General features: G+C 42.6%; 29 protein-coding genes, 1 pseudogene and 2 riboswitches. Of the genes and pseudogenes, 6 read left to right on the top strand and 24 right to left on the bottom strand.

Annotation, left to right across the window (positions count from 1 at the left end; genetic code table 11):
- Window positions 1-61: 61 nt before the first annotated feature.
- A pseudogene (locus tag R7044_RS02215) lies at window positions 62-181 on the bottom strand (dihydrofolate reductase); the annotation flags it as partial.
- Window positions 182-434: 253 nt separating this feature from the next.
- Between R7044_RS02215 and yghU the strand changes: the two are divergent.
- The 3 genes from yghU (at window position 435) to R7044_RS02200 (ending at window position 4,265) form a co-directional block, all read left to right on the top strand.
- Entirely contained in the window at window positions 435-1,292 is an 858-nt protein-coding gene (gene yghU, locus R7044_RS02210) for a glutathione-dependent disulfide-bond oxidoreductase (protein ID WP_005373705.1), read from the top strand.
- A gap of 1,183 nt (window positions 1,293-2,475) precedes the next feature.
- Window positions 2,476-3,645 carry a D-alanyl-D-alanine carboxypeptidase family protein gene (locus tag R7044_RS02205; RefSeq protein ID WP_064376210.1) on the top strand — a complete coding sequence of 390 codons (1,170 nt, stop codon included), beginning with the start codon at window positions 2,476-2,478 and terminating at the stop codon, window positions 3,643-3,645.
- 212 nt (window positions 3,646-3,857) lie between these two features.
- Window positions 3,858-4,265 (top strand): SPOR domain-containing protein, encoded by a 408-nt coding sequence (locus tag R7044_RS02200; RefSeq protein WP_064376211.1) that lies wholly within the window; start codon window positions 3,858-3,860, stop codon window positions 4,263-4,265.
- Between the two features lie 50 nt (window positions 4,266-4,315).
- Here R7044_RS02200 and R7044_RS02195 read toward each other — a convergent pair whose 3' ends face one another.
- The 5 genes from R7044_RS02195 to R7044_RS02175 all read right to left on the bottom strand — a co-directional run bounded on the left by R7044_RS02195 (window position 4,316) and on the right by R7044_RS02175 (window position 7,208).
- Window positions 4,316-4,789, bottom strand: coding sequence for a peroxiredoxin (locus R7044_RS02195; protein WP_005373699.1), 474 nt, complete (start codon window positions 4,787-4,789; stop codon window positions 4,316-4,318).
- A gap of 125 nt (window positions 4,790-4,914) precedes the next feature.
- On the bottom strand, window positions 4,915-5,931 hold the full coding sequence (locus R7044_RS02190; RefSeq protein ID WP_225455319.1) for an adenosine deaminase: 1,017 nt from the start codon (window positions 5,929-5,931) through the stop codon (window positions 4,915-4,917).
- 89 nt (window positions 5,932-6,020) lie between these two features.
- Window positions 6,021-6,120: riboswitch (purine riboswitch) on the bottom strand.
- 237 nt (window positions 6,121-6,357) lie between these two features.
- A complete protein-coding gene (locus R7044_RS02185) occupies window positions 6,358-6,498 on the bottom strand; it encodes a PA3496 family putative envelope integrity protein (protein ID WP_017633782.1) in 141 nt (46 codons plus the stop codon).
- Window positions 6,499-6,548: 50 nt separating this feature from the next.
- Window positions 6,549-6,758 (bottom strand): hypothetical protein, encoded by a 210-nt coding sequence (locus tag R7044_RS02180; protein ID WP_064376213.1) that lies wholly within the window; start codon window positions 6,756-6,758, stop codon window positions 6,549-6,551.
- A gap of 240 nt (window positions 6,759-6,998) precedes the next feature.
- On the bottom strand, window positions 6,999-7,208 hold the full coding sequence (locus R7044_RS02175; protein WP_005373691.1) for a cold-shock protein: 210 nt from the start codon (window positions 7,206-7,208) through the stop codon (window positions 6,999-7,001).
- Window positions 7,209-7,609: 401 nt separating this feature from the next.
- On the opposite strand from R7044_RS02175, the gene R7044_RS02170 reads away from it, so the two are divergent.
- Window positions 7,610-8,458, top strand: coding sequence for a pirin family protein (locus R7044_RS02170; RefSeq protein WP_064376214.1), 849 nt, complete (start codon window positions 7,610-7,612; stop codon window positions 8,456-8,458).
- A gap of 142 nt (window positions 8,459-8,600) precedes the next feature.
- Here R7044_RS02170 and R7044_RS02165 read toward each other — a convergent pair whose 3' ends face one another.
- The 10 genes from R7044_RS02165 to R7044_RS02120 all read right to left on the bottom strand — a co-directional run bounded on the left by R7044_RS02165 (window position 8,601) and on the right by R7044_RS02120 (window position 17,636).
- The gene (locus tag R7044_RS02165; protein WP_054577745.1) at window positions 8,601-9,449 is read right to left on the bottom strand and encodes a patatin family protein; all 849 of its coding nucleotides are present in this window, start codon (window positions 9,447-9,449) and stop codon (window positions 8,601-8,603) included.
- A 257-nt stretch (window positions 9,450-9,706) separates the two neighbouring features.
- Window positions 9,707-10,045 carry a hypothetical protein gene (locus R7044_RS02160; protein WP_017635147.1) on the bottom strand — a complete coding sequence of 113 codons (339 nt, stop codon included), beginning with the start codon at window positions 10,043-10,045 and terminating at the stop codon, window positions 9,707-9,709.
- A 690-nt stretch (window positions 10,046-10,735) separates the two neighbouring features.
- Complete coding sequence (locus R7044_RS02155; protein WP_005373685.1) at window positions 10,736-11,167, bottom strand: YccF domain-containing protein; 432 nt, start codon at window positions 11,165-11,167, stop codon at window positions 10,736-10,738.
- 218 nt (window positions 11,168-11,385) lie between these two features.
- Window positions 11,386-12,318, bottom strand: a complete 933-nt coding sequence (locus R7044_RS02150) for a Gfo/Idh/MocA family protein (RefSeq protein WP_042522689.1) — start codon at window positions 12,316-12,318, stop codon at window positions 11,386-11,388.
- Between the two features lie 123 nt (window positions 12,319-12,441).
- Window positions 12,442-14,097 (bottom strand): phosphoethanolamine transferase, encoded by a 1,656-nt coding sequence (locus R7044_RS02145; RefSeq protein WP_136976615.1) that lies wholly within the window; start codon window positions 14,095-14,097, stop codon window positions 12,442-12,444.
- 21 nt (window positions 14,098-14,118) lie between these two features.
- Window positions 14,119-14,475 carry a diacylglycerol kinase gene (locus tag R7044_RS02140; protein ID WP_017635149.1) on the bottom strand — a complete coding sequence of 119 codons (357 nt, stop codon included), beginning with the start codon at window positions 14,473-14,475 and terminating at the stop codon, window positions 14,119-14,121.
- A 127-nt stretch (window positions 14,476-14,602) separates the two neighbouring features.
- Window positions 14,603-14,995 (bottom strand): glycine zipper family protein, encoded by a 393-nt coding sequence (locus tag R7044_RS02135; protein WP_005373677.1) that lies wholly within the window; start codon window positions 14,993-14,995, stop codon window positions 14,603-14,605.
- 119 nt (window positions 14,996-15,114) lie between these two features.
- Window positions 15,115-16,413, bottom strand: a complete 1,299-nt coding sequence (locus R7044_RS02130) for an ATP-binding protein (RefSeq protein ID WP_042522686.1) — start codon at window positions 16,411-16,413, stop codon at window positions 15,115-15,117.
- The gene (locus tag R7044_RS02125) at window positions 16,413-17,126 is read right to left on the bottom strand and encodes a response regulator (RefSeq protein WP_005373673.1); all 714 of its coding nucleotides are present in this window, start codon (window positions 17,124-17,126) and stop codon (window positions 16,413-16,415) included. The genes R7044_RS02130 and R7044_RS02125 overlap by 1 nt, the downstream gene beginning before the upstream one ends.
- Window positions 17,127-17,339: 213 nt before the next feature.
- Entirely contained in the window at window positions 17,340-17,636 is a 297-nt protein-coding gene (locus R7044_RS02120) for an isoamylase early set domain-containing protein (RefSeq protein ID WP_005373671.1), read from the bottom strand.
- Between the two features lie 278 nt (window positions 17,637-17,914).
- Between R7044_RS02120 and R7044_RS02115 the strand changes: the two genes are divergently transcribed.
- Together R7044_RS02115 and R7044_RS02110 are read left to right on the top strand one after the other, a co-directional pair.
- Entirely contained in the window at window positions 17,915-18,295 is a 381-nt protein-coding gene (locus R7044_RS02115) for a hypothetical protein (protein ID WP_033906356.1), read from the top strand.
- Between the two features lie 83 nt (window positions 18,296-18,378).
- Window positions 18,379-18,978 carry a thiol:disulfide interchange protein DsbA/DsbL gene (locus R7044_RS02110; protein ID WP_005373667.1) on the top strand — a complete coding sequence of 200 codons (600 nt, stop codon included), beginning with the start codon at window positions 18,379-18,381 and terminating at the stop codon, window positions 18,976-18,978.
- 69 nt (window positions 18,979-19,047) lie between these two features.
- Here R7044_RS02110 and R7044_RS02105 read toward each other — a convergent pair whose 3' ends face one another.
- The 8 genes from R7044_RS02105 to R7044_RS02070 form a co-directional block, all read right to left on the bottom strand.
- Complete coding sequence (locus tag R7044_RS02105; protein WP_005373664.1) at window positions 19,048-19,293, bottom strand: hypothetical protein; 246 nt, start codon at window positions 19,291-19,293, stop codon at window positions 19,048-19,050.
- A 152-nt stretch (window positions 19,294-19,445) separates the two neighbouring features.
- On the bottom strand, window positions 19,446-19,889 hold the full coding sequence (locus R7044_RS02100; protein WP_005396352.1) for a DUF3429 domain-containing protein: 444 nt from the start codon (window positions 19,887-19,889) through the stop codon (window positions 19,446-19,448).
- 10 nt (window positions 19,890-19,899) lie between these two features.
- Complete coding sequence (locus tag R7044_RS02095; RefSeq protein ID WP_005373657.1) at window positions 19,900-20,445, bottom strand: glutathione peroxidase; 546 nt, start codon at window positions 20,443-20,445, stop codon at window positions 19,900-19,902.
- Between the two features lie 104 nt (window positions 20,446-20,549).
- Window positions 20,550-21,206: a 3,4-dihydroxy-2-butanone-4-phosphate synthase gene (ribB, locus tag R7044_RS02090; RefSeq protein WP_005373655.1), complete on the bottom strand. Its 657-nt coding sequence runs from the start codon at window positions 21,204-21,206 to the stop codon at window positions 20,550-20,552.
- 113 nt (window positions 21,207-21,319) lie between these two features.
- A riboswitch (FMN riboswitch) is annotated at window positions 21,320-21,460 on the bottom strand.
- 104 nt (window positions 21,461-21,564) lie between these two features.
- Window positions 21,565-22,182, bottom strand: a complete 618-nt coding sequence (locus tag R7044_RS02085) for a cobinamide adenolsyltransferase (protein WP_054576129.1) — start codon at window positions 22,180-22,182, stop codon at window positions 21,565-21,567.
- Between the two features lie 117 nt (window positions 22,183-22,299).
- Window positions 22,300-24,153 (bottom strand): MFS transporter, encoded by a 1,854-nt coding sequence (locus tag R7044_RS02080; RefSeq protein WP_064376221.1) that lies wholly within the window; start codon window positions 24,151-24,153, stop codon window positions 22,300-22,302.
- A gap of 146 nt (window positions 24,154-24,299) precedes the next feature.
- Window positions 24,300-25,058, bottom strand: coding sequence for a helix-turn-helix domain-containing protein (locus R7044_RS02075; protein WP_053349284.1), 759 nt, complete (start codon window positions 25,056-25,058; stop codon window positions 24,300-24,302).
- On the bottom strand, window positions 25,059-25,697 hold the full coding sequence (locus R7044_RS02070) for an HD domain-containing protein (RefSeq protein ID WP_053349283.1): 639 nt from the start codon (window positions 25,695-25,697) through the stop codon (window positions 25,059-25,061).
- Window positions 25,698-25,787 lie beyond the last annotated feature (90 nt).

Raw genomic sequence — 25,787 nt, 5'->3', positions numbered from 1 at the left:
TTTCGAATACATTAAAACGCCCTTCATTGATTTAGTGAAGGGCGTTTTTCTTTCTAACTATCTAACTTAACTGCCTATCACGCACGTAAGTTGTTTGAACTAAGGTATCCAGAACAACTTCATTCTTGGTGACTTTGAAGTTTAGCGGTTGTTCTAAATCCCCAAATAGTGGCGCGCCGCCGAGTGTAGCTTACTCATCGTTGGCATCTCGAACCTAGTTCACATTATCGCGACGTTTTTACTTATAGCGTGAAAGAAAATCCCATAACCAAAGGTTCTAACTAAAAGAGATTGCAGGACTTTTATTTAGCGAATTCGACCTAATATCTTGAGTATGCCTAATCGCAGTTGGCGAAGAGGTGATGTTAATAATGCTTGCTGGCGCGTAAGACCCGTCAGTTTGAAGATGCATTCAAACACAATAAGGGAAAACAATGGCTAACGAATACATTCCACCAAAAGTTTGGACAAACGATAATGAAAACGGCGGTCAGTGGGCGAGCATCAACCGTCCGGATTCTGGCGCACGTCATGAGCAAGAGCTTCCAGTTGGTGAGCACCCATTCCAACTTTACTCAATGGGTACCCCAAATGGTCAGAAAGTGACGATCATGTTTGAAGAGCTTTTGGCTGCTGGCGTAACGGCAGCAGAATACGATGCATACCTGATTAAGATTGGCGATGGCGACCAGTTTGGCTCTGGCTTTGTGGCTGTTAACCCAAACTCTAAAATTCCGGCATTGGTTGACCGTTCGGGTTCTGAGCCAGTGAACGTGTTTGAATCTGGCAACATCTTGTTTTATCTAGCAGAGAAGTTTGATCATTTCTTACCAAAAGAAGGCGCTAAGCGTGCTGAGGTAATGAACTGGTTATTCTGGCTGCAAGGTTCTGCGCCATATCTAGGCGGTGGTTTTGGTCACTTCTACGCGTACGCACCAGAGAAGTTCGAGTACCCAATCAACCGCTTTACAATGGAAGCAAAACGTCAGTTAGATGTATTAGACAAGCGTCTTGCGAACAATGAATTCCTAGGTGGCGATGAGTACAGCATCGCTGATATCGCAACATGGCCATGGTACGGCAACCTTGTGTTGGGTCGTGCTTACGATGCGGCTGAATTCTTAGACGTAGAAAGCTACAAAAACGTTGTGCGTTGGGCAAAAGTAATTGATGAGCGTGAAGCGGTAAAACGTGGTCGAATTGTGAACCGTTCATGGGGTGAAGAATGGGAGCAGTTACCTGAGCGCCACAGCGCAGAAGATATTGATAAAGTATTGAAACTTAAACCATAAGCAATCTTGGCCTAGCTACGTCAAATGAGTTTAGTTTTATCTATGCTTATACAGTGACCTTAATCAAATCTATAGCGCACCATATACGGTGCGCTATTTTTATTCTCATTTAGTCTCGAAATGCTAATTTATATCACCTCTTGAAGAGCATTTAGTTCGTAGATGAATCTTTAATGTATTTATATATTATGATGCAAAACAAAGCTCATATTTCCATGTTAAATATGGACTGGTCATACTGCTTTCTAATAATTAAATTATTTAAAAATTATAAACTGATTTTATATCCATTATAAATAAAATTAATGATAATTAATATTTGACATAACCACTAAATTTATGTGGAATATGCGGGTTGATTTGTTTTGAAGAAATAAAATCAATTTCTAGTACTTTTATTTAAGACAAGCTTAGCTTTTAGCGATGTTTAATTATTAATGCTTATATCATGAAAGAGGATATGTATGATGTCGTCGTTTGAGTCGTACTGGGTTGGGATACGTCAAAGAATAGCCGCACAAACCGAAGGTAACCGCAGTTTAAAGTCTCTAGTCATTAAAAAGCAGCGTGTGAACTTAAATAACAGTGGGTTATCCTTTCGCGCTAAGTCCGGATGCCTTATTCCTCACTGTTATACCAAGTTCTCTGATGAGATAAACCTAAAAACATCGAAAAAATCGTCTCTTAGTTTTAAAAAAGGAAAGCTGTATTTTTCTCCAGTTTAATAATAAATGAAATTTGCATAAATTATAATATTAGGTTTTTAAATTTATCGATAATTAATTACGATTTTATGATGCGTTTTCAATATGTTTTCTTGGTAAATAATTAGCTGGGCTTATTGTTGATTGTTTTTGTTGTTTCCTATTTAGATATGGATAAAAGCTCAACTACTTTTCCTATACCAACTTACTCCCTGAATTGGCTTGCGCGCTTTTTCTCCCCTCTAAAAAAACATAGCGTTACGGAATTATTTTCGCTCCTGTTTCATTCTTCAAGACGAAAGCTCTACCTACCTCTCATTATTTTCGACAAACATTGAGTAAAAGTAACCAATCGTAACAAGGTGGCTGTAACTGAGCGCCGTTTCAATATACTCGTTTTTTAACTAGGTAATCCCGCGCTTTGAATTCATTCGGGTACCGTTTGTAAGCCTTAAATGCTACTAAGATAAGATGTCATGATGAGAAAAAGTACTATATTACACACAGTGTTAATTACAGGGTTCGCTGCTGTATCCTCGTTGGCTTATGCTGCGCCTTCAGTTGTGCCAAATGCGCCGGAACTCAGTTCTCGTGGTTATGTTTTGATGGACTTCCATACGGGGAAAGTACTGGTTGAACGTGATGCCCACAAACGTTTAAACCCCGCGAGTTTAACGAAGTTGATGACTGCTTATGTAGCTGGTCAAGAAATTAATACAGGCAATATTACGTTGAATGATGAGGTTGTCATCAGCCGAAATGCTTGGGCAAAAAATTTCCCAGATTCTTCAAAAATGTTTATTGAAGTCAATACTTCCGTTTCTTTGTCTGACTTATACCGTGGTCTGATTGTTCAATCTGGTAACGATGCCAGTGTCGCTATTGCTGAGCATGTTGCGGGAAGTGAATCAGGGTTTGTGAGTTTGATGAATAGTTGGGCCGCCAAGCTTGAATTGTCTAACACGGCATTCACCAACCCTCACGGCCTAGACAGTGACGGTTTATATTCGACACCTTATGATATTGCCAAGTTGGGCCAAGCGATTATTCGTGACTTACCTGATATCTATCCGCTGTATAGCGAAACCTCGTTTACTTACAATGGCATCACTCAATACAACCGTAATGGCTTGCTTCGTGATCGTAGTATGAATGTCGATGGCATGAAAACTGGTTATACAAGCGGCGCGGGTTATAGTCTAGCGACTTCTGCAACACAAGGTGGTATGCGTTTGATTGCAGTAGTGATGGGAGCGAAGAGTGAGAATGTTCGTGAATCAGAAAGCAAGCAGCTGTTAAGTTATGGCTTCCGCTTTTACGATACGGTAATGCCGACTGAGGCGGGTGCGGAACTTGCGAAAGCTCGAGTTTGGATGGGCGAAAAAGACGAGCTTACTGTCGGCGTAGCTAACGATGTTTATCTCACTTTGCCAAAAGGAGATGTAAAAAAGCTGCAAGCGGAAGTTGAATACAACGGTGATTTAGTTGCGCCAATTTCTGAGCAACAAGTGGTTGGTAAAGTGCTTTACAAAGTCGACGGTAAGGTCGTAAATGAAGCCGAGCTCGTTGCATTGGAGTCCGTGGAGGAAGGCAGTTTATTCAAGCGAATTTTGGACTGGTTTAAGCAATTGGTCGCTAGCTGGTTCTAAACAGTAGCGAACTTCTGTCTTTATCACTCTATCTTGTTAATGTTCTATTAAATCAATTTACTAAGGCGACCAACGTGGTCGCCTTACGTTTTTGGAATACTCGTTGCGTTAAAACGCAGGCCTTCTTGTAAGGGTGTGTTTTTACCTGACCAAGAGCGTTTTGTGTTTTTGGGTGCGAGAGAAAAGAAACTAGAACAAGAATGGAGTGACACGTGCACAAGATTTTATCTTTGACATTGGTTTTATCGCTCATGGGCTGCGCTATGCCTTACCAGCAGGAGGTCGATAGCGGCCAATGTGTTGGAGTCATGACCTCTCAGGATGCATATGGTTATTTAAACCCAAACCATTACACAATGCAGGTACTCGCGCTAAAGCAAGAAAAAGATGTGAAAGATTATATTCGCTATATCGATCCTAAGCATCCGGTTTGGGTTAACTGGAAAAACAGCCGAGGCACGCGTTGGTATACGGTAACTGTTGGTGATTTTAAAACGAAGCAGGATGCCTACAATGCGCTTTCTTCATTACCAAGCCGTGTAAAGCAGTCATCCCCGTTTGTGCTGACTTTTGCGGAAATGCAGCGTAAGCAACAAACGAGTGTTGTCAGAATGCGTTAGCCAACAAAAAACGGAAGCGATGGCTTCCGTTTTTGTATTTAGGAGTAAGCTTAAAGCGCCGCTAAAATCGTTTCTGCTTTGCTTGCTTCAAACTCTTTTGGCTCTTCAACGTTAAGCTTAGTCACTGTGCCGTTTTCAATGATCATCGCGTAACGTTGTGAGCGAATACCACCAAAGCCGCCTGTATCCATTTCAAGACCTAATGCTTTAGTAAAGCTAGCGTCGCCATCACCCAACATCAGAATCTCAGAAGCGTTTTGAGCTTCGCCCCACGCTTGCATCACAAATGCATCGTTTACAGAAACGCAAGCAATTAAATCAACACCTTTTGCCTTTAGCTCATCAGCTAATACCACATAGCCTGGTAGATGAGCTTCTGAACAGGTAGGGGTGAATGCGCCAGGTACAGCAAAGAGTACGACTTTCTTGTTCGCAAACAGTTCTGTAACGTCGTGGTTAACCATACCATCGGCAGTCAACTCACTAAGAGTTGCAACTGGTAGAGCTTGGCCTTGTTGAATCATGATTCTATTCCTTTTTGTGTGCTAGTTTAGCTTTCTCAGTCTAGCGTTTATAAATGCGGTTAACCACAGAGTCTTTGTAGGGTTTTAATACCTACGCGTTTGACCTAAGGCGTGGCACTATGTCTTTATTGCAACGCTTCGTGCTGGTTTACGTATTGGCTAACAAGGTGACGATATTTCGCCTTTAACTCGTTATCGATAAAGCTGGCATCAATCGCGTTCATTGTAAATTGGGCAAGTTCACTCTTACTCATTGGATGTGCGTTGTTGACGGCCAGAAAGTTATCCGTCATGTAGCCACCAAAGTACACAGGATCGTCTGAGTTAATCGTTACGGCGACACCTTTTCGTAGCAAATCCACAATATTGTGATCTTTCATATCGTCGAATACACATAGCTTAAGATTCGATAACGGACACACTGTCAGTGGCATTTGGCTTTCGATTAAGGATTCAACTAATGCTTCATCATCAACACAGCGAACACCGTGATCCACGCGGCTCACGTAAAGCATTTCAATGGCATCGCTAATATTTTGTGTGGGGCCTTCTTCTCCTGCGTGAGCAACGGTAAGTAAGCCTTCTTCTACTGCTTGTTTAAATACGCGCTTGAATTTAGCTGGCGGATGACCTTGTTCTGAAGAGTCTAGTCCAACACCAATGATCTTATCACGGTGTTTCAGAATAGCCTGTAGGGTCTCTATGGCGCTCTCTTCTGAAAGGTGACGGAGAAAACACGCAATAATTTGCGAGGTAATGCCAAGTTTTTCGTGACCATCTTTTAGCGCACGAGCGATTCCATTGATAACAGTGTCAAAGTCTATGCCGCGTTCTGTGTGTGTTTGAGGGTCAAAAAAGATTTCGGTATGAATAACGTTGTCTTCTTTACAGTGCAGTAAGTATTCCCAAGTGAGATCGTAAAAATCTTGCTCAGTACGCAGAACTCCCGCTCCTTGGTAATAGAGGTCGAGAAATGATTGTAAGTCTGTGAACTGATATGCGCTGCGTAGTTCACTCGGAGAAGAGTAAGGGATCTCGATGCCGTTTCGTTTTGCTAATTTGAATAAGAGTTCCGGCTCAAGTGAACCTTCGATATGTAAGTGCAGCTCTACTTTTGGAAGACCTTGAATAAATGCGTTCATATTCCACCTTATGTGTATTGTGGATGCAGTTACTCTAAGAATAGGTATAGATAGAAATAAATCGAACGCTATCACAAAGAGTAAGACCCACGATGATCTCAACTCTTCGTAATCAGCACTTTGCGGGAACTGGTAGAGACCCCCAAACCATATCATTGGGGTTATACGAAGCAAACGAGAGGGATTATACGCAAAAATATCGCTTTGGCTATACGCAAATAACCTAGCTGTCATTAGTCACGGGGTTTCCTGTGAGCGAAACGACTATTTGCAAGTCACTTGAGTATAGAGGAGCCAGTTGTTTTTGCGTGTGTGAGAGGCACGTGTAATTAGAAGAGTAGTCTAAAAGAGTGGAGGTTCGTTTGAGCAAAGGTAGGTGGCGGTACCTTGCACAACGATAAAAGCAGAGAAAGCACTAGAGAGCATTTATAGATCGAATAACTTATCAAATTCTCTTTGTTCCATAATGTCTTCTATGCGGCGTCGAGTTTTCTGCTTTACCGCCGCCGCGTTTTGTTCAGACTCTTTTTTGTCTTTTTCTGACTGCTTCTTACTTTTTCTAGCCATTGGATACCTTCCAAATTAGTTGCATTATCCATTAATGCATGAAAACTGAATCAGTTAACAATAAAACTTCCTAACTTTGAACCTGAATCACAGAGAATAGTTCCAGATTGCGTTTTCTCACAATATTCAAAATCGATCATGAAGCTATGAGAAAGAAGTTTCGGTAATACGTGCCTTCGTAAAATATCACCATTTAATTGATGTATTTTAGCGTTCCAAGAGGTTTGAGGTTGTTCTAAATTAAATTCAATTTCTAACATTTATTCTCCTGTTTTTTAGTGATTTTATCTTTGTTAAGTAATTGATACCAATGCCTTTGACGGCCAGTTCTTTTTGAGGACATGATTTTTCCTATAAATAATAAATTAAGCAGTACTATTCAGTTTATTTTAGATAGCACAAAGCAATGCCTAAAATTAGGCTGAGTGATTGATGAAAGAATATTTTTGAAGGAGAGAGGTTTGGTGCAGCATGGGCATGCTACACCAAGAAAAGCAGTCTTATAGAGGAGTTACTTCAGTCGCTTGAGGACCTTTTTTACCTTGCTCTACATTGAAGCTTACTTTCTGACCTTCAGTCAGTGTTTTGAAACCGTCAGAAACGATAGCGTTAAAGTGTACGAATACATCTTGGCCGCCGTTGTCTTGAGATAGAAAACCGAAGCCTTTAGTTTCGTTAAACCATTTTACTGAACCAGTTACTTTAGACATAAAAATACCTTTGAATTAAACATTAAAATTATGATTTGTTTTGTGGATCTTTTCTAAGCTATTGAATGTTCAATCAAGAGGAAGTTGTACGCAGGTGTCTGAATTGGGGATTCAAGATTTTACTGAGAGGAAACTTAAACTAAATGTTGCATTAACAGCTCTCTTCTAAGAGCCAAGGCACACTATACACCTTGTTTAGAAAATAGCTACATTTATTTTAGATAAATTAAATGTGCTCATTATTAACTCGATAAATTGTATTGCTCGAAAAAGTTGAATAAGTAGAACGAATAGTATGGCTCATAATTTTAGCTCATCAACCTAAAATAGAACCTTATCGATAGCCATAGATTGAACATGCGATTTGCAAGCGGTCACATAGATAAACTAGGAGAACTAGTATGAGTACATTCAGAGACATTCGTCAGCTTATTCCTGCGCAAGCTACTGCTGATGGTGATGGAGTGAAAATTCGCCGAGTAGCGGGTTTCAATCATGCTAGCTTTTCTCCATTTTTGATGATGGATGAACTCAAATCAGAAGACCGTGCTGACTATATCGGCGGTTTCCCTCCGCATCCGCACCGCGGTATCGAGACGCTTACTTATATGTTGAAAGGTCATTTCCAGCATCGTGATCATATGGATAATGTTGGCGAGCTTCGTTCCGGTGGTGCACAGTGGATGGCAGCAGGAAGAGGCGTCATCCATAGCGAAATGCCTATTATGAAGGAAGGCGAACTGCATGGTTTCCAAATTTGGATTAACCAGCCTGCGAAAAATAAGATGCAGCCAGCTCAATATCATGACTTTCAACCTGAAACGATCACTGAGTTTGATACTCCGAATACGGGGGTTGTACGTTTGATTGCGGGTCATATGACTATAAACAACGAACGAATTCAGGGGCCGCTAACAGAGACAGGTGTTGCTGCCACGGTAGCCGATTGGAGAGCGATGGGTGGTCAAGCTTTGAATTTGAACACGGAGCAAGATAACAACATGATGCTCTATGTCTATAAAGGTCGTATTCAATTAAGAGGTCGTGAGATCAATCAAGGCGAAATGGCCATTTTATCGAAAGGTGAATGGGTTGAATTGCAGGCCGAAAAAGAGAGTGGTGCACTGATCTTTATTGGTGAGCCAATTAATGAACCTGTGGTGCATTATGGCCCTTTTGTCATGAATAGCATGGGAGAGATAGAACAAGCCATCCAAGACTACAACTCTGGGTTGTTTGAAACTTACTAGTTTTGACAGCCTACTCGCTTTTTCAGTTAGCGAGCAAATTAAAACAGTTTTGAGCCTGAATATTGGGCTCGACCAGAAGCAAATACGATAATCCACTGCCATCGAATTTGCGTTAGCCACGTTTAATCCACGTGGCTTTTTTCTACTTCTGACTCCAGCGTATGATGGCTTCCTTTCCTGCTTCAATTCCTAACTCATAAGCATGACGCAGTGGTGCTGGCGATCGACTCAGCCGTTTCAACTTGAATGTTTCAGGAGGACACACTTGAATGATTTCGATACCAGGTGGAGGGTTGTTGATCAGCGCTAAGGTCTGATTGTAGCGAACTTCACGTGTCAACATCGGTTCAATTAATCCGGGCGTTTCTTTCAACATCCTCTTAGTTAGGGCGCTGAATCTTCCTCTTGGCTTTTGATAGCTTGCGGGCTGACTGCGTAAAACCATAATCTTTTTGGCTCCTCGCTTTATTGCTTCTGCAACAGGAAGTGCGTCTGAGACGCCACCATCAACGTATTGAATTCCGTTCAGTGATACGCCATTTCGGTAAAGTACAGGCAGTGCGCTGCTGGCTTTCATTGTTTCTGCCAAGTCGTCGACATCAGGAAGGTGGTACTCCGCTTGCCCATTGTCTTGACGCGTCACGCCTAAAAAGAAAGGTCGTGAATCAGCTTTGAGCGCAGATTTATCGATGCCAAGTTCTTCGAGGGTGACATTCCACATCCAGTCTAAGTTCATCATATCACCACCACGTAGAAGTTGAGATGGAGAGATAAATTCTTTTCTTAAGCTGTAATCGAGGTAGATTTTTAAGTTACGTCCGGGCATTTTAGCTAAGTAGGCAGCCAAGTTGCTAGCACCCGCAGACACTCCCCAAAAGCTATCAAATGGAGAGAACTCGCTAGCAAGAAAATGATCGAGTATGCCGCATGAAAATACGCCTCGCATGGCTCCACCTTCGACAATCAATGCTCGAGAGCCTACTTTTTCCATCACTTCGCTCCACTCTTTATCAATCGGATAATAGCGTGCAGCTTAACGCATAATGGTTTTATACCCAAGTGGGCCAAAGGTCTAGGTTGCGTTCCTTTGAATAAAAAGGGCATCAACGGATGCCCTTGTCACTTTTAGCCTATGGAATTGCGGGTAATTGAGTCGCTAATTTAGTGAAGGAGACCGAGCGAATTAGCCCCCTTACATAGAGCCATACCTGTAGTCCCATACTGATCGTTGTTGGAATAGTTTGATGATCACTTGTTAAATAGGCATACAAACACTATCCAGAGCGTTGTAAGCAAAAGTAATGGGGTGAATACTTTCTGGATAGAAGCGCCATCAGTTAAATTGTAAATTTTGATGGATTCATTATAGAACGCTCGTTTGAATTCTTTGAAGCTAATGTCGCTCTTCGCATGCGACTGTTCATAGTGCTGGTGCGCAGCGTCCGATAGCTGGTATTCCAAGTCTTGGAGCTCGTACTCCTTGTTAAAAAACGCATCCCAAGCCGAAAGGCGGGCTATCGTTTTAGGAGATGGATCCCCATTTAGTTTCTCTAGACGCTTAGCATAAGCTGCTTGATATTTATCCACGGTATATTCCTGTCTGAATAGACGTTGAGTTAGAACATATGTAAAAAGAAAAATAAGTAATAAAAGGTTTTTTACGTTCTATACCTGTGATAAATGCTAAAAAGTTCAATGCTCTAGCACTCCGATGTCGCAAATGATATTGATGGAATTGCTCTGCGACAAATAAAATAATTACTCTAGATAACAACGAATTTTTGTTGTTTTTTAAAAAAACTGATCATGAGATTGAGTGGGGAGTTTTACCGAGAAGAATTTCGCTACTGTAACTCTCTATATTTACTCAAAAAGAGAAAATCTTAGAAGCTTTCTTTGATTGATGTGAGATATTTTAGGTCGAAAAGCATTAATTTTGGCTATGATTATAGTTCGTCTTTTTGTTGTTGAACTCTACTTCGAGGGGGAAAAAATCCATATTTCGAGCATAGGATAGCTCGCTTTTTCGTTACGTCGTTCTTGGAGTTTGAGTCAGTGACGACGCTATGAGTCTAGCATCTTGAACTCGATTGGGCGTATTAATTAATTATAAAAGTAAAGCAGTGCTGAGCTAGGATAAACTTCAACGTAAAGGTGACGGTATGAATATACAATCAGCCATTATTGAATATGCGATAGCGATTATAGGCTTACTTTTGACGGGCGTTACCCTCTGAGCATGACTGCCCAGAGGATAGAAAGCGCATTAGCTTTTTGCTAACGATTGATGTTGTATCGAGCCATTGCAGCTTCTTCTGACGATACAACCGTTTTACCAATTGGTGCGAGTGAAATAACCGCTAGCTTGAGGTGTTGGAGCGCAAACGGAATGCCGATTATGGTGACAAAGCATGCTGCGGCAGAAAGTACGTGACCGATAGCTAACCAAAGGCCTGCAAATACAAACCAAAGGACGTTACCAATAACGCCGAGCGGACTCGTGCCAATGTCCATTTCATTGGTCAATTCATCGCGTGAGATGGCCTCTTTACCGAATGGGAAAAAGGAAAAATTACCCATAACGATACACGCACGCCCCCAAGGTATTCCGATGATGCTAATAAAGGCCAAAATACCAAAAAACCACCATAGCAACCCCATAAATACGCCACCAAATACAAACCAAATGATGTTACCAAGTGTTCTCATTCTATTTCCTTTATTCTTGAATGTGATGATACAGATACCTGAGAGCACCGTAAAACAAATCTAAACCGTCTGTTTTGTCGATGTGTGCTTTTGTGCCCTCATTCACCTGATTGATAGAATAATCGCCGTAGTCTTAACAGAGAATGAATGCCTTCCTTAAGGCAAGTCTTTTTAGTATAGAGCGTAATACTCAATCAAGCATATAGCCAAGAATCGCATTATCTAGAGACAACTTTCTCGAGATATTGACAAATTTGCTCTGCCAATCGATGGCTGGCAATGTTGCGTGTTACTACTTCATCAGCAATATTTCCAGACTCAACGACGCCAAACCAATCGAGCAACATCGAATGGAAACCTTTACTCGTCAGCATTGGCGTCCAGTCTTTCAAATTGATTTTTTGCTCTTGGTTAGCTTGCCATAGTTTGCCTTCAACGAAGGAGTCGAACTCAACTGCCTTGTTTGCATAACAAGCTTGAACGCGCTCTGTAGTGATACCGAAGTGGCGATTCATCGAGGCGTGGAGCAAAGTATCTCCATGTTGCCACTGAATATCTAAACGCGCCAACTGACCACCTTCAAGTTGATGAGTTACATAAGCATCTTTTAGATCGGCTTTGGCTGTGACGTTAACGCTGTCTAATGGGTGAATAAAATCATCAAATATAAAGGTACGAACATCCCCCGGTAGTTGGTGACGGTTCTTTTCCCAGCGTAGCGACTTTAAGTCATATATGTTGCCTTGCTGCACTTGTGGCATATGTTGGTTGTAAAGTGGAATGTGACGACGGTTAAAGCCCACATAGAGTGGCTGTCTCTCTTTTTCGGCAATGTCGTACAGCTTTTCCACGTCATCAGCACTGTTCGCTAATGGTTTGTCGACAAAGGTTGGAATTCCATGCTGCAGAAAAAATGCCGCTATTTGAGGGTGTACGCTTGTTGCCGCATGAATCATGACGGCATCGACGCCAAAGTGTAGAAGTTGCTGGTAGTCTTGGCAGATCTCTGAGATTCGATACTGCTTAGCCAGGCTCTCAAGTGTGTTTGGGTTGCGGGTACAAAATACAAGTTCGATATTTGGAAGCTGAGTGATAACAGGAAGGTATGCTTTCTGAGCGATATCCCCTAGACCAATAATACCAATTTTCATCCTAGTCCTTATCTCGATGTATGGGTCGCGGACTGTCAGTATAACGCTTGGCGCGGCGATGAGTTTAAATACCTTGTTAGAAAAAGCCTGATTCACACTTTGAGCCAGGCTTTATTGAATGATTTAGGAAACGGCTCGGCAGGCTTTGAATATATCTAACTTGCTATCGTAGGCTTGAGTTTGTACATCCATAATGCCTAATAAAGAGTGGAACACGTTATCATGTGAGTATTGGCCTGCATTCTGTGCTTGTTTATACAAACAGTCGGTATTGATCTGCTTCGCTTGTTTAAAGCCCGAAGACAGCCACATAATCAAAGGAACGCGTTTTTGGAAATCTGGTGCAAGGCCATAAGGCATACCATGTAAGAACAATCCGTTTTCGCCTAGTGACTCACCGTGATCCGATATATAAATTAGCGCGGTATTATACTCAGACTCTAACGCTTTAAGTTTTTTGATGGTTTCTGCCAATACATGATCGGTGTAGCGTATTGTATTGTCATATGTGTTCACTATTTGTTCGATGCTACAGTTTTCGATATCTGCACGTGGACAGTCTGGTTTAAAGAAGGCGTTGTCTCTTGGGTAACGCTGAAAGTAGGTCGGACCGTGGCTTCCTATAAGGTGCATGGCGACCACTCGGTTACCGTGCATATCCGCGACTTCCTGATCAAAATGATCTAATAGCGCCATGTCGTAACAAGTTTGGCCATTACACATAGGGCTTACTTGCTTTCGATCCACTTCGATTTTCTTGATCTTGTGGGCTACTTCTTTATCCCCACCGTCATTTTCTTTCCAAATGAGGTCAACCCCGGCGCGCTGCATTATATCGAGAGCATTGTCCTGGTTATCCGCTTTGGTGCGTTCAAACTCGTTTCGCGTGAGCTGTGAAAACATACAAGGCACAGATACAGCAGTCGCGGTGCCACAAGATGCGACGTCTTGAAATGAGATAACATCCAATTTACTAGTATAAGGGTTTGTCTCTCGTGTATAGCCATTGAGTTGGTAGTTCTGCGTTCGAGCGGTTTCTCCTACGACAAAAACCAGTAGTGTTGGTTTGTGCTGTGCTTGCTGTACGGCGCTATCTGACTGCTTTGCATCTGTGCCGATTTCTCGATATGGCTGTGGCGTGGTGAAATATTTCTCCTTCACATACCCGGTCGCGCTGTAAACGAACTGGGTGGGTATGATGATTTTTTTTAGGTGGCTATTGTTGCGCCCTACAGATGCGTAGTCTTGATAGTACACGCTGGCAATGACGGCGATGACAGCTAGCGACGACAGCATCGATACTAATTTGGTAACAGAGAAGTACAGTAATTGGTGACGTTGAGATTGCAGCTTGACCTTAAAGACAATTATCGCTGGGATAACTCCCATAATCAGCGTCCAAATTACAGAGTGAGCACTCAGGTAAGAACTCGCCTCGCTCGAATCGGTTTCAACAATATTGGCAATCATTCCAGAATCGAAAAGTGTGCCATAGTTATAGCTTGCGTAGCTCACCATACTTGAAACAATGATTAAAATTATAAAGAACGGCTTGCCGATCCAAGGCCAACTAAATAAATTAAAAAGGAAATTGAGCGCGGCAAGAAAGAAAATTGGTATTGTGATAATAAATCCAATCTTGACATTATCTAAGTGTGTAAAGATGCCGATCAGTTCTTTATAAATAGGGATATTTACGACGAGAGCGAAATACAGCGCCAACAGGAAAGTAAAGGTAACGTAAGAGATACCTCTCTGTTGTAAATCATGTGTCTTCATAATGAGTGTCTTGAATAAAAATTAGAGCAAGAACGAAGCCCAAATAAAAAGGGCAAGAGTTAACGCAACAAATACTGCTGCTGAACCAATATCTTTGGCTCTACCACTGAGCTCGTGCCAGTCATCGCTAACACGGTCGACAACCGCTTCTACGGCGGAATTAATGAGTTCGACGATCAATACCAAGAACAGGCTACTGATCATCAGCACTCTTTCGTATGTGGTGACAGGAAGGAAAAAAGCACAGACGGAAAGCACCAAGGCGAGAATCAATTCTTGTCTAAAAGCGGCTTCGTGTGTCCATGCGGCTTTCAATCCTTGAAATGAATAGCCGGTCGCATCCATGACACGGCGTATACCTGTTTTACCTGGCTTCAAAATATGACCTTACTATTTAAGCATTGGGATGGAACACATATCCCAGAGAGGTAACGAGATTAATCGTTACAGCGTGAAACATTTGTGAATAGAATCCATCGCGCGATAATTTAAGAAAAGTGCTTATTTAATCAAGATCGTAGACGGTATAGCCTTTGTTCTGGAGACATTTACGCAATACGAGAGATTGGGTTTTGGTTGAATCATTTGTTCCACTCAAAGCACCAGCTCCAGCTCCTACAGCACCGCCGGCAGCAGCACCGACAGCCGCTCCACCTAATCCGTCTTCTAGCGCACCAGCAGCTGCGCCGATCAATGCGCCTGTAACTGCCCCATTAGTGGCTTCAGATTTCGCTGCCTCTGATTTGTCGACATTTTCTGCATAGCCTTGGCAGTAAAGAAAGTCTTGTTCATATGTACTAGGGTCAACATTGGTCATGTCGACGACAGGTTTTTGGTTGTAGGCGCAAGCTGTAAGCGTAGAAGTAAGCGCCATAATCAGGATAAAAGATTTATACATGAGTACTATCCATTTAGTGTGTGAATCTTATGGATTAAATGTACACTGTTTTATTGTTGGGCTCTGTCGCTTGAGTGTATTGAAGTGTCGTCTTCTGTAAACGGGGTAGGAAGGTTAAGTTAACTGTCTGATTTTTTGAGGCTAAGTGTGAAGCAAGCTCCTCCAAGTGGGCTATGGCAAATCGAAACTTCTCCACGTTGAAGCTCCATTATCTGTCTGACAATCGCCAAACCGAGCCCAAACCCGCTCGTCTTTTTGTTGCGAGATTCATCCGCGCTGTAAAATGGTTCGAATAGATGAGGCCAATGCTTTTCTTCAATACCTATGCCATCATCATGAACATTGATGAAGCAGCGGTGCTGATCGTGTTTTATCTCCACTAAAATCTGCTTATCTGCGTACCGCATTGCATTGCGCAGCAAGTTATCTAAGGCTCGCTTTAACAATTTTGGGTCAGCAAACGCGAGAACGTTTTCTGAGTTTACTTCTTGAAGCGAGATAGCGAGCGTAGTCTCTTTTTGCCATCTCTGTCGTAATTCTTTGACTAAGTTGAATAGGACGACTTCTTCTTGAGTTTGTAATGCTGTGTCAGGACGCTCCATCTTTGCGTAGTAAAGCAATTCTTCAACCATTTCTTCCATCTCGTCAATGTCTTCGACGATACTGTAAACATACTTTTTCTGTTGTTCAGTTAAGGTTGAATCCGATAACAAATCTGCTTGCCATTGTAAGCGGAAGATTGGGGTACGCAATTCATGTGCAACGGCGTTAGTTAGCATTTTATTGCTAGTGATCAAGCGAGATACTTTATCGGCCATCGTGTTAAAGCTTTTGTTTAACGTCCCAACAGACTTAGCGCTTGAGGTACTAGCTCGAGCCTTGAAGTTACCTGAGGCAAACTCAACGGTCACTCTCTCTAGCTCTCGAATCCGACGGCTTAAGAACCAGATCAACAATATGCAATACAGAGCAAATCCAGCTAAAAAGAACAACCAAACGATATTGTCATCAAAGTTGGCAGCTTTAACCACAGGGCTATTCGGATTATCGCTCATTTTAAAGATAGGCGTGCTCGCATCTAGGCGGAACCAGATATCCCTTTCTTCATCGTAAGCGACGTTAACGGAGGTATCATTTTCAAACGCCTTTTTGATGTCTGTTGGAAGCTCTTCAAGCGTATGAGGCACCAACAAACGATGGCTTGATGTGGCAAATTGTTCCAACTGTTGTTGAGTATATTCTAATCCGTGTTCTTTATAGATAGGGTAGATCAGATCGTGAAAAGCTTGACCCTCATGCTCTTGTAACAGGTAGTCATAATCTGTGTTGATCTCATAAACTAAGAACTCGTATCCCCACAAGCTAGCCATAAACAGAATGATAAGGCCAACAAAGCTTTCCAGATAAATCCGTCTCATTATTCATTCCATGCATCAGGCATAAATAGGTAGCCTTTGCCGCGAACGGTAATGATTTTTTGTGGTGAGCAAGAAGCATCGCCTAGCTTCTTTCTCAGTGTCACTATGCGATTATCAATGGTGCGGTCTGTTCCATCGTATTCAATACCACGCAGTGTTTTGGTCAGCCACTCGCGTGATAGTGTTTTTTCAGCATGCGTTGCAAGAACCCACAACAAATCGAACTCGCCGTCTGTCAGCGCAATTTCTTCTTGGTTCATTACGCACGATTTACGCAATCGGTTTAAACACAGAACACCAATTTGTAGGCCGTTTTCGGACTCGGTAGGCGCCGCCTCTTTTCTTCTTAATAGCATGCGAATACGAGCCAGCAATACGCGAGGTTTGATGGGTTTAGTAACAAAGTCATCTGCGCCTATTTCTAATGCGGCGACATGATCGAAGTCATCATCACTTGCTGTCAGCATCAACACTTTGCCTTTGTAGCATTCTCGGATTTGACGACATACACTCAGACCATCTTGCCCGGGTAGCATCAAATCTAACAGCACCACGTCTGGTTGTGTGTCAATAATCGCATTGGGTGCGTCCGTCCCATTGTCGATACATTTGACCTGAAAACCTTGTTCAACAAAATACTCTCCCAACATAGTTTGTAATTTGGGATCGTCTTCCACAATGATTAGAGATGGTTTGATTTGTTGTGCGTTCATTTAAGTGATGTATACAATATTTAATATCAATGGAACTTAAACAAATTTACGAATTATTTCAAATAAAGCTTTCTCAGAATAAGGTTATCGGATGAGTTAACTGGATAAAATTGCCAATTAATGATTTAAATCTAATCACCAATCACATTTCGAGAGATGTAAAAAGGCGCAACGTTTGCGCCTAGGTATGGAATCTTAAAGCGAAATTACCGCTTATTCGGTGGTACATACGACGCTGTTGTCGCTGCCAAATGCATTTGGAACGTAAGCATCAGCTTGTGGGTCATTTTCCCACTTCGCGTCATCGAGCAAGTAACGGAACTGAACATTCTGCGCTTTAGGTAAGCGGGTTTTAAATTTAAACTGACGACTTTTCTTCACTAATTTCATCGGTTCTGGTTGCCAGTTGTTGAAGTCTCCAGCAATTTGGACCGAGTCCCACTGATCTTTATCTAGCTCGAACGTGACTTCGACTTCATCTTTTGTCTTAAAGAATCTCTTTTTAAGCATTGATCTTTCCTTGTTCGTACAAAAACTGTTCTAACTATTACTCGTGTTTCATAATGATTTCAAGTTTTATCGAATTGTTGCTGGTATCTGATGAGGGGAGTATCCGAACGGTGAATAGTTCGTTGTGCTGGTTTCGTGTACTGAGGGATCGTTAGAGAGAAAATTCACTAGCCTAAAATGGTCAAAGAACAGAGTTTGTTAGCGAGCCGAGAGTCCGTATCTTGAAGTCAAACCGTTATCATGTATTATCTTAAATCACCATTTTCCTTGATGTAGCTATGTTGAAGTTTAACCGTACATTGTTGACTGCGATAGTTTGCTTAGTTGCTATGCTTTTGAGTAGTGTCGCTCCTGTGGCGCAGGCTTCCGCTCCGATGAAAACAATTGAAGTACGCGATCTTATTGTTCAACAGGCTGCTCTGCACAAACAACTTGGCGTCAATGACGACTGCGTAGAATCACATCACGATGAGTCAGCCATCAATAAGGCACAACAATCTCACACGAGTTGTAGCTCTTCCTGCATGGTCAAAATTCCCGCCAACTTATCTCAAAACGACTTACTGCTTCTTCCTTATAGCCTTGCCTTGATTGGTAGGCCTCTAGTCGAAAAAGTAGTGACTGTGATCACCAAGCTTTATCGTCCTCCGATTGTTTAATTCCTCATCTCAAATTACTTGGGGTTTACCCCTTTTTACCAAATGAAATGATTTGGCATTTGAATGCCACAAGGAAATAAACAATGAAAAAACTACTTGCCTTATGTAGTGCACTTTTACTGACTTTTACCGCTCATGCAGCGCAATTTGAAGAAGGGAAGCACTACAAAGTTCTGGATGTTAAGAAAGCATCGAAACCTGTTGTGACGGAATTCTTTTCTTTTTATTGCCCACATTGCTACAAGTTTGAGTCGCTTATTGAGCGTTTAAAACCTGCTCTGCCAAAAGAGGCAAAGTTTGAAAAGGTACATGTGGGGTTCATGGGCGGAGATATGGCGATTCCGATGGCCAAGTCCTACGCGACGATGGTGTCGCTCGGGGTTGAAGATACAATGATTCCTGCCATGTTTGCCCAAATTCATCAAAAGCGACAAGCGCCAAAAGACGAAGCTGAGCTGAAACAACTCTTCGTTGATAATGGCGTAGAAGGTAAGAAGTTTGATGCGGCTTACAACAGTTTCGCCGTAAACTCAATGCAGAAAGGTTTTGATAAGCAATTCTCTGCCAGCACGTTAAGAGGGGTTCCGGGTGTGGTTGTGAACAATAAATACATTGTTTTGGCCAACGAAATTCGTACTTACGACGAGTACAATCAATTAGTTAATTACTTATTGACGCTGTAACTGTAAATAGCATTGAAGCTTAAAAATGGCGACGGTAGAGTCGCCATTTTTATGCTTATCACTTTCGTATTATCTAAGAACGCTTGTACATGCTTGAGTCGGAACACTAGTCATAAATATGGCATGCGGATAAAACAAGCTAGCAGCAGTGATTGCAACATTACATGGCTGAGCAATCGTGGTTTTAATCACATTGGTAAGCACAGCGCCTGTATTATTTACTGTTTGAGCGGCGGCTTGTTGTGCCTGGTAAGACACGCAACCTGTCGTTGCATTGATCATCGCAGTGCTAAACAAAAGTTTGCGAAAAAACATATTCATATCCTTTGTGAATGCTTTGAATTACTTATATGTGGATTGATTCATAAATGAAACAAAACAGTGTTCAAAATATGTGTGCATTCACGAAATGAACATTGTTTTATAAAAAGACGTTTTTTTGTGATCTTAGTACTGGACAGACCAGGTTATGAAACTAAAGCCAATCCGTGCATTACGATTACGCCGAAGGTCAGTTTGCTCCTCATTCCTTGATATCCCTTGGGCTCGGCGTCTTGTTCGACTTTCCTCACGAGCTTTTCTGCATACCAAACAGCAAGGTACCCAATTGCTAAGAGTAGGGTTGCGACTGCGTAATGTTTGTGGCCCTGCAGTAATGCGCCCCAAGCCAGTAAGACAAAAAGGTTGCTGAGAATTAATATATTTCGGCTAAGGCGATGGTAGTAATGCTCAATGCCATTACCCCAAAGGATGCCGGATAAAAAACTTAATATAACGGCGCTATATGCGATGAAAAATTGCTGACCACTTAAATTGAAGAGTGAGATGTCAGTGAAAATCAGCCCTAAACTAAACACAAATGGAACCAGGCCTAAGTAACCGAGTTGTAGCATGGTTGAGCGTGTTGTCATGGTCGTCACCTTATAATTGTTGCTCTATCATATTGGTAAGCGTAGTACTTGTCGGTGATGTGGAGCTTGGAAAAGTAGCAATAACTTTACCTTCAGAGCTAATTAGAAACTTGTAGAAGTTCCATTTTGGTTTTATGCCTGCTTGGTTAGTAATCTGGTTGAAGACTGGGTTCGCATCTACACCTAATACTGAAGAGCGAGCCATCATTGGAAAGGTTACCCCGTAATCGAGATAACAGACTTTCGCTGTGTTTGTTTCGCTTCCTCTATCTTGTCGAAAGTCATTGCTCGGGAAACCGATAACGGTGAAGTTTTGGTCTTTGTAAGTTTGATAGAGGGTTTCTAACTGTTCGAACTGAGGAGTGAAGCCGCACTGGCTTGCTGTATTGACGATTAGTAGTGTCTTTCCCTTAAAGCTTTCGCATAGATCGACTTCTTCCGTTGAGTTTAACAACCTTTGCTTACCTTGAAGAATATCAGGGCACTCAGATGCAAGAGCAAGCGAATTCATGGAGAGAAAGCTAACGAGAGCGGCGAAGTTCAGTAATCCTTTCATGGTGTTGTTCCCCTTGTTTTCAATAAGTATAACTACTTAAGTGCAAAGAGGATCGATCAAAAAAGCCGCACAAATGCGCGGCTTTTTCAAGAGCTGAGATCTGACTATGCCAGTTTCAACTCGAACTGGTTCAGGTACATTACCATATCTTCAATCGTCAGTACCGGCATGTTGTGCAGGCGACCGAATGCTACGATCTCCGGTGCCTTTGCCATCGTGCCATCTGGATTGGTCACTTCACACAGTACGCCTGCGGGTTGAAGCCCTGCCATTTGCATCAGATCAATCGTACCTTCTGTGTGACCACGGCGAGTCATTACACCACCTGGACGTGCGCGCAGAGGGAATACGTGACCCGGGCGAGCAAGATCTTCCGGTTTTGCGTGCGGGTTTGCCGCCGTTTTAATGGTCGTTACGCGGTCTGCTGCTGAAACACCCGTTGTTACACCAACTTTCGCTTCAATAGAAACCGTAAATGCGGTTTGGTTTGCGCTGTTGTTGTTTACCACCATTGGAGGCAGTTCCAGTTTGTCTGCTTGAGCATCTGTTAAGCACAAACAAACGATGCCGCTACATTCGCGGATCATCAATGCCATTTGCTCGTTAGTGAGGTGCTCGACTGAATAAATGATATCGCCTTCGTTTTCGCGATCTTCATCATCAAGAAGCAGTACGCCACGGCCTTCTTTTAAAGCGATAAGTGCGTTTTCAACGCGAGTAATTGGGTCGCCGAATTCGGCAAGTAGTGATGACTGATTCATGGTTAACTCCTAAATTTCACCAGAATCAGGGCGGTATGAGAGATCGCCGTAAAATACGATCAAAAAGAAGTGCACCAGCATTCTTAGCGATCTGACTCGCTATGCTGGTGTATTCTTATTCTCTTTCATCCGGACTATAACCGTCGGCTCTGGCATCTCACCAGATCTGCTGACCTCGACGAATCGAGCGCTCGCGGGCTCACTTGAAAAAGTATACCGCCGGTGGGGAATTTCGCCCCGCCCTGAGAACAATTAAAAATGTACCACTTCATCCAAGTTGTGAAGAAGTGGAGCTAGGATAGTACTGCGAACTGAATAGCTTGGAAAGTCGATTCCATCTGTATGATGGAAAAGTGTGCTATCGACGGAAATAATCTGTGCGAATAAAGTGATCAATCTGCTGCGGCACGAAGGTGTTGTAAATCAGGCTCGTATGCGTTTGCTTCACTTCGATATGATCTTGCATACCGTCCAGTCTTGTCTCTTCTACGGTAACGGTACCGTCCGACATGGTGTTGTCATTACGGATCAACAATGGGCGAGCGCCAATCGGCATCGTTCCTGCGATACTGCCGAGTTTTTGAGGGAAATCCCAAGCGTCATCATGTTTGTTTAATCCGTGGTATGGCGAATTGCCTAAAATTGCACCCAATCCGAGATCTTGAATTCGATCTACAATGGACGCGCCTTTAAGAGGCGAACCGATAGCGACAACATGAGAGATTAAGTTAGTGCTCGGTTTTCTGTTGGCGAGATAGCGCTTAATCATCAAGCCTCCCAAGCTGTGTCCCACGAGCACGTTTGTGGTCAGTGGATTAAGCGAATGATCAATAGAATCAAACAGTGAAGACTCATCGATAGCAACAGTGTTATAGCTGAGTACTTGCGTTTCGTATCCGAGTTTTCTCAGCTTTTGGCTAAGAGGCTGCATGACCAGCCCATGCATATAAAGACCATGTAAGATGATGATTTTCATAATACCTCCTAGATTTATGACGTCGTAGATATCCTACTCTAATTGACAAGAAACTACTTGTGCTTTGTGGTGCATATTTACGTTTTGCTGCAAAGTTTGACTGCTGTAGCAAGCGACTCAGCCCAGTAAATCCTGTACTTGTTGTTGCAATTGATGACGATTTAAAGACGCAGGACTTAACACTTCACCGATAACAACATCCACTTTTGACCAAAAACGAGTCGGTCGTTTTGTGAGAGCATGTCCGCCTTTGTGGCTGAAAAAAGAACCCCAAAGCCCTTTTAACGCCATAGGGATGACAGGAACAGGGTTACGTTCAAGGATTTTTTCTACACCAGGGCGAAACTCACCCAATTGACCGTTAGACGTTAAACGACCCTCAGGGAAGATACAGACAACCTCACCGTCGTTAAGTGCTTGTTCAATCTGTTCAAATGCTCGTCGGTAAGTGTCGGCACACTTACGTGGAGAACAGATCGGGATAACACCGGCATGACGGAATACATATTTAAGAACAGGTAGCTCGCTGATGGACTTGTCCATCACAAAACGAACCGGGCGAGTAGAGGTTCCCATCAAAATCAATGCATCGACATAGCTAACATGGTTAGCCACGATTAACGCAGCACCTTGTTCAGGAATATGTTGGCGCCCCTTTACGGACACACGATACATACAATGGCTGAGTAAATAACTGATAAAGCGTTGTGTAAATTCCGGTACTTGGCGATATACATAGATCGCCACGAAAAAGTTACCTATTGCCATCATGGCAAACAGTTCCACAATAGAAAGCTCTAGTACGCTGAGTACAACGATCGAAACCAAAGCAGACACCACCATAAACAACGCATTCATGATGTTGTTAGCAGCAATGGCACGTGCACACTCCCCTTTGTTTGAACGCGATTGGATGAACGCATAAAGAGGAACAATAAAGACACCGCCGCTTACACCAACAAGGAACAGGTCAATCATGACGCGTAGATGTTTTGATTCAGCAACGAAGTTTTGCACATCATAAAAGTGCACCGGAAGTGATAGATAACTTGGGACTGCCCATAGCAAGTCGACGCCAAAGACTGTCAGACCAAGGATACCGAATGGCAAAATACCAAGCTCAACGTGGTTGAAAGAAAGTTTTTCACACAACCAAGAGCCTGTAGCGATACCAATGGAAAACAATGCCAACAGTAAAGAAACGACAGTGCTATCTGCGAACAAATGTTCGCGTGCGAAGTTAGGGAATTGAGTTAGGTAAGTCGCACCCATGAACCAAAACCAACTGATGGCAAGAATAGACATCCAGATGCCTCTCTGTTTTTTTGCCACTTTTAACGTGTTCTTTAAACCAGAAATCGGTTCAAATTTCGCTTTGTCATTCGATTGGCTAGGCATCGCTGGAATATTCACGCTGCTCATGAACCCAAGCAAAGACAAGGCAATCACGGTACAAGAAGCAATCAAGGTACCATTAGGAACGGATAGCAGCAGGCCTGCACAAAGCGTACCTATAAGAATCGAAAGGAACGTGCCCATTTCAACCCAAGCATTTCCTTTAACAAGCTCATTTGGTTTGAGCGCTTGTGGTAGCAAGGCGTATTTCACGGGACCAAAATAGGCCGATTGAGTGCCTGTCATAAACAGCAGAACCAGCATCAGCATGGCACTTTGGGTGGCAATAGCGGTTGCTGCGCAAGACATGATAGCTAGTTCGATGAGCTTTAGACGTCGGATTAACTTGGCTTTGTCCATGCAGTCAGCGACGGCACCAGCATGCGCTGAGAATAGAAAGAAAGGTAGGATGAATAAGCCTGCCGCCAAATTAACGAATAGATTGACGGATATTGGTAGGTTATCAATTTGGCTGTATGTCACCATCAATAACAGAACGTTTTTGTAGATGTTGTCATTGAGTGCGCCAAGGCATTGCGTCACAAAGTAAGGAAAAAAGCGTTTTGAGAAAAACATACGGGCCCCGATTAAACAAAGTCGAATGAGATGGGAGCACTTTATGCTCAATGAACGATTAAACCAGCTTTCTCTTTCAAGTGACGTTGTATGCCACCAAAAGTAACGAAATTCGTTACTTTCATTTCCATTCGTTTATTGAGTTACTAATTCCGAGACTTCTGAGTAGGTTTTCTTTCCCATGGTTCAAACAGAGGGAACGTCCAACGACGCATCGCAATAATCAGAGAGGTGCCGTGTTTTTCGTCCATATCGAGAGAGCTATCATTTTGGCAAGCCTGATAAAACTCATCGATGACCTTTTGCAGTTTCTGTTGTAGCTTCTTGTTGGTTGGTACACTCATCAATCCTGTTGCCATGGAGAACTTTTCATCTTCACCAGAAAAGTAGCTTTGGAAAAAGGCGTCTTGAACTTGCTGTTGGAAGAACCGTTGAATAGGGCCGCCCATCTGCCACTTAAATGTCGGAGATATACGCAAACGAATTTTGTTATTTGGCTGCAAGTCGATGATGTTCAGCCGATCCAAATGAGCAAGCTTTTGCACCAGTTCCAACTCATTGAAGGTATATTGCTGAACGATTTGTTCAAACTGATAGCCATTTACAACACAGATCGCCACGAGCAGCAGGGCTTTATCGTCAACCAGCTGCTTTTCTTGCTCTAACGTTAGCGACTCCAGACCTTTATTGTGCGCAGCCGCGAGCTTAAATAGTTCCGCCATTTCTAAACCAATCAATTGGCAAATTCGTTCTAAGCGCTCAAGGCTAATGTGCTGACCTTCAGCGAGTAAACGTTTGACGCTTCCTTCACTTAAATCAAGGTGTTGTGCAACATCGGCATAATGCAGCCCAGCTAACTTTAGTTGGCGTTTAAGCTCTTTAATTAACGTATAGCTTTCTGACATTTACGCTGTTACCTCGTCGTGTAACTGCTCTAGGTACGTATGCATAAAGGTTTTGCGTTTTTGCGCTTCGCGTCTTGCTGACTCTGTGTTCATAGTTTCGGCGATTTTGAATAACTTGGTCTGAAAGTGATCCAGAGTGAATTGTTTATCGTTAAGTTCACGTTCTTCGGCAAATATATCGCTGTCGTTGTAAAGTTGCGCGTTAAATTGAGTGCTGACTTGAATGCATCGCGTCACGCCAATTGCGCCTAAAGCGTCCAGACGGTCGGCATCTTGGACGATTTTGGCTTCTAACGTATTTGGCCTGATGTTTGCGCTAAAGCTGTGTGCCTCTATCGCATGAGCAATGGCATCATGATATTGCTGCGGATAATCGATACTCTCTAAAAATGCGACCGCTTTTTTGGCTGCGATGATTGAGCTCTCTTTGCGATTTGGGTGATCTTTCGGGTAAGTAAAGCAATCATGCAAATAGGCAGCCGGTAATACAATCGCGATGTCTGCATTTTCTTCTTTGCAGAGCTGTTTCGCTGTTTTGACCACGCGTTTTACGTGTTTAAGATCATGAGCTGCATCTACTTGCATCTCTTGCTGCATAAATTCCAAAAATTGCGGTTCTATCTGGTTTAATGACGTCATGGTTCATATCTACAACTAAAATGAAGTCAGAAGTATGCCCAACGCTTAGAATAATTTCCAAGTGCGATGGTGTAATTGAGATTCAGCCAC

Source organism: Vibrio sp. 1402 (genome assembly GCF_033340275.1).
Note: the sequence above shows the minus strand (reverse complement) of the source record. Positions and strands in the feature narration are given on the sequence as shown.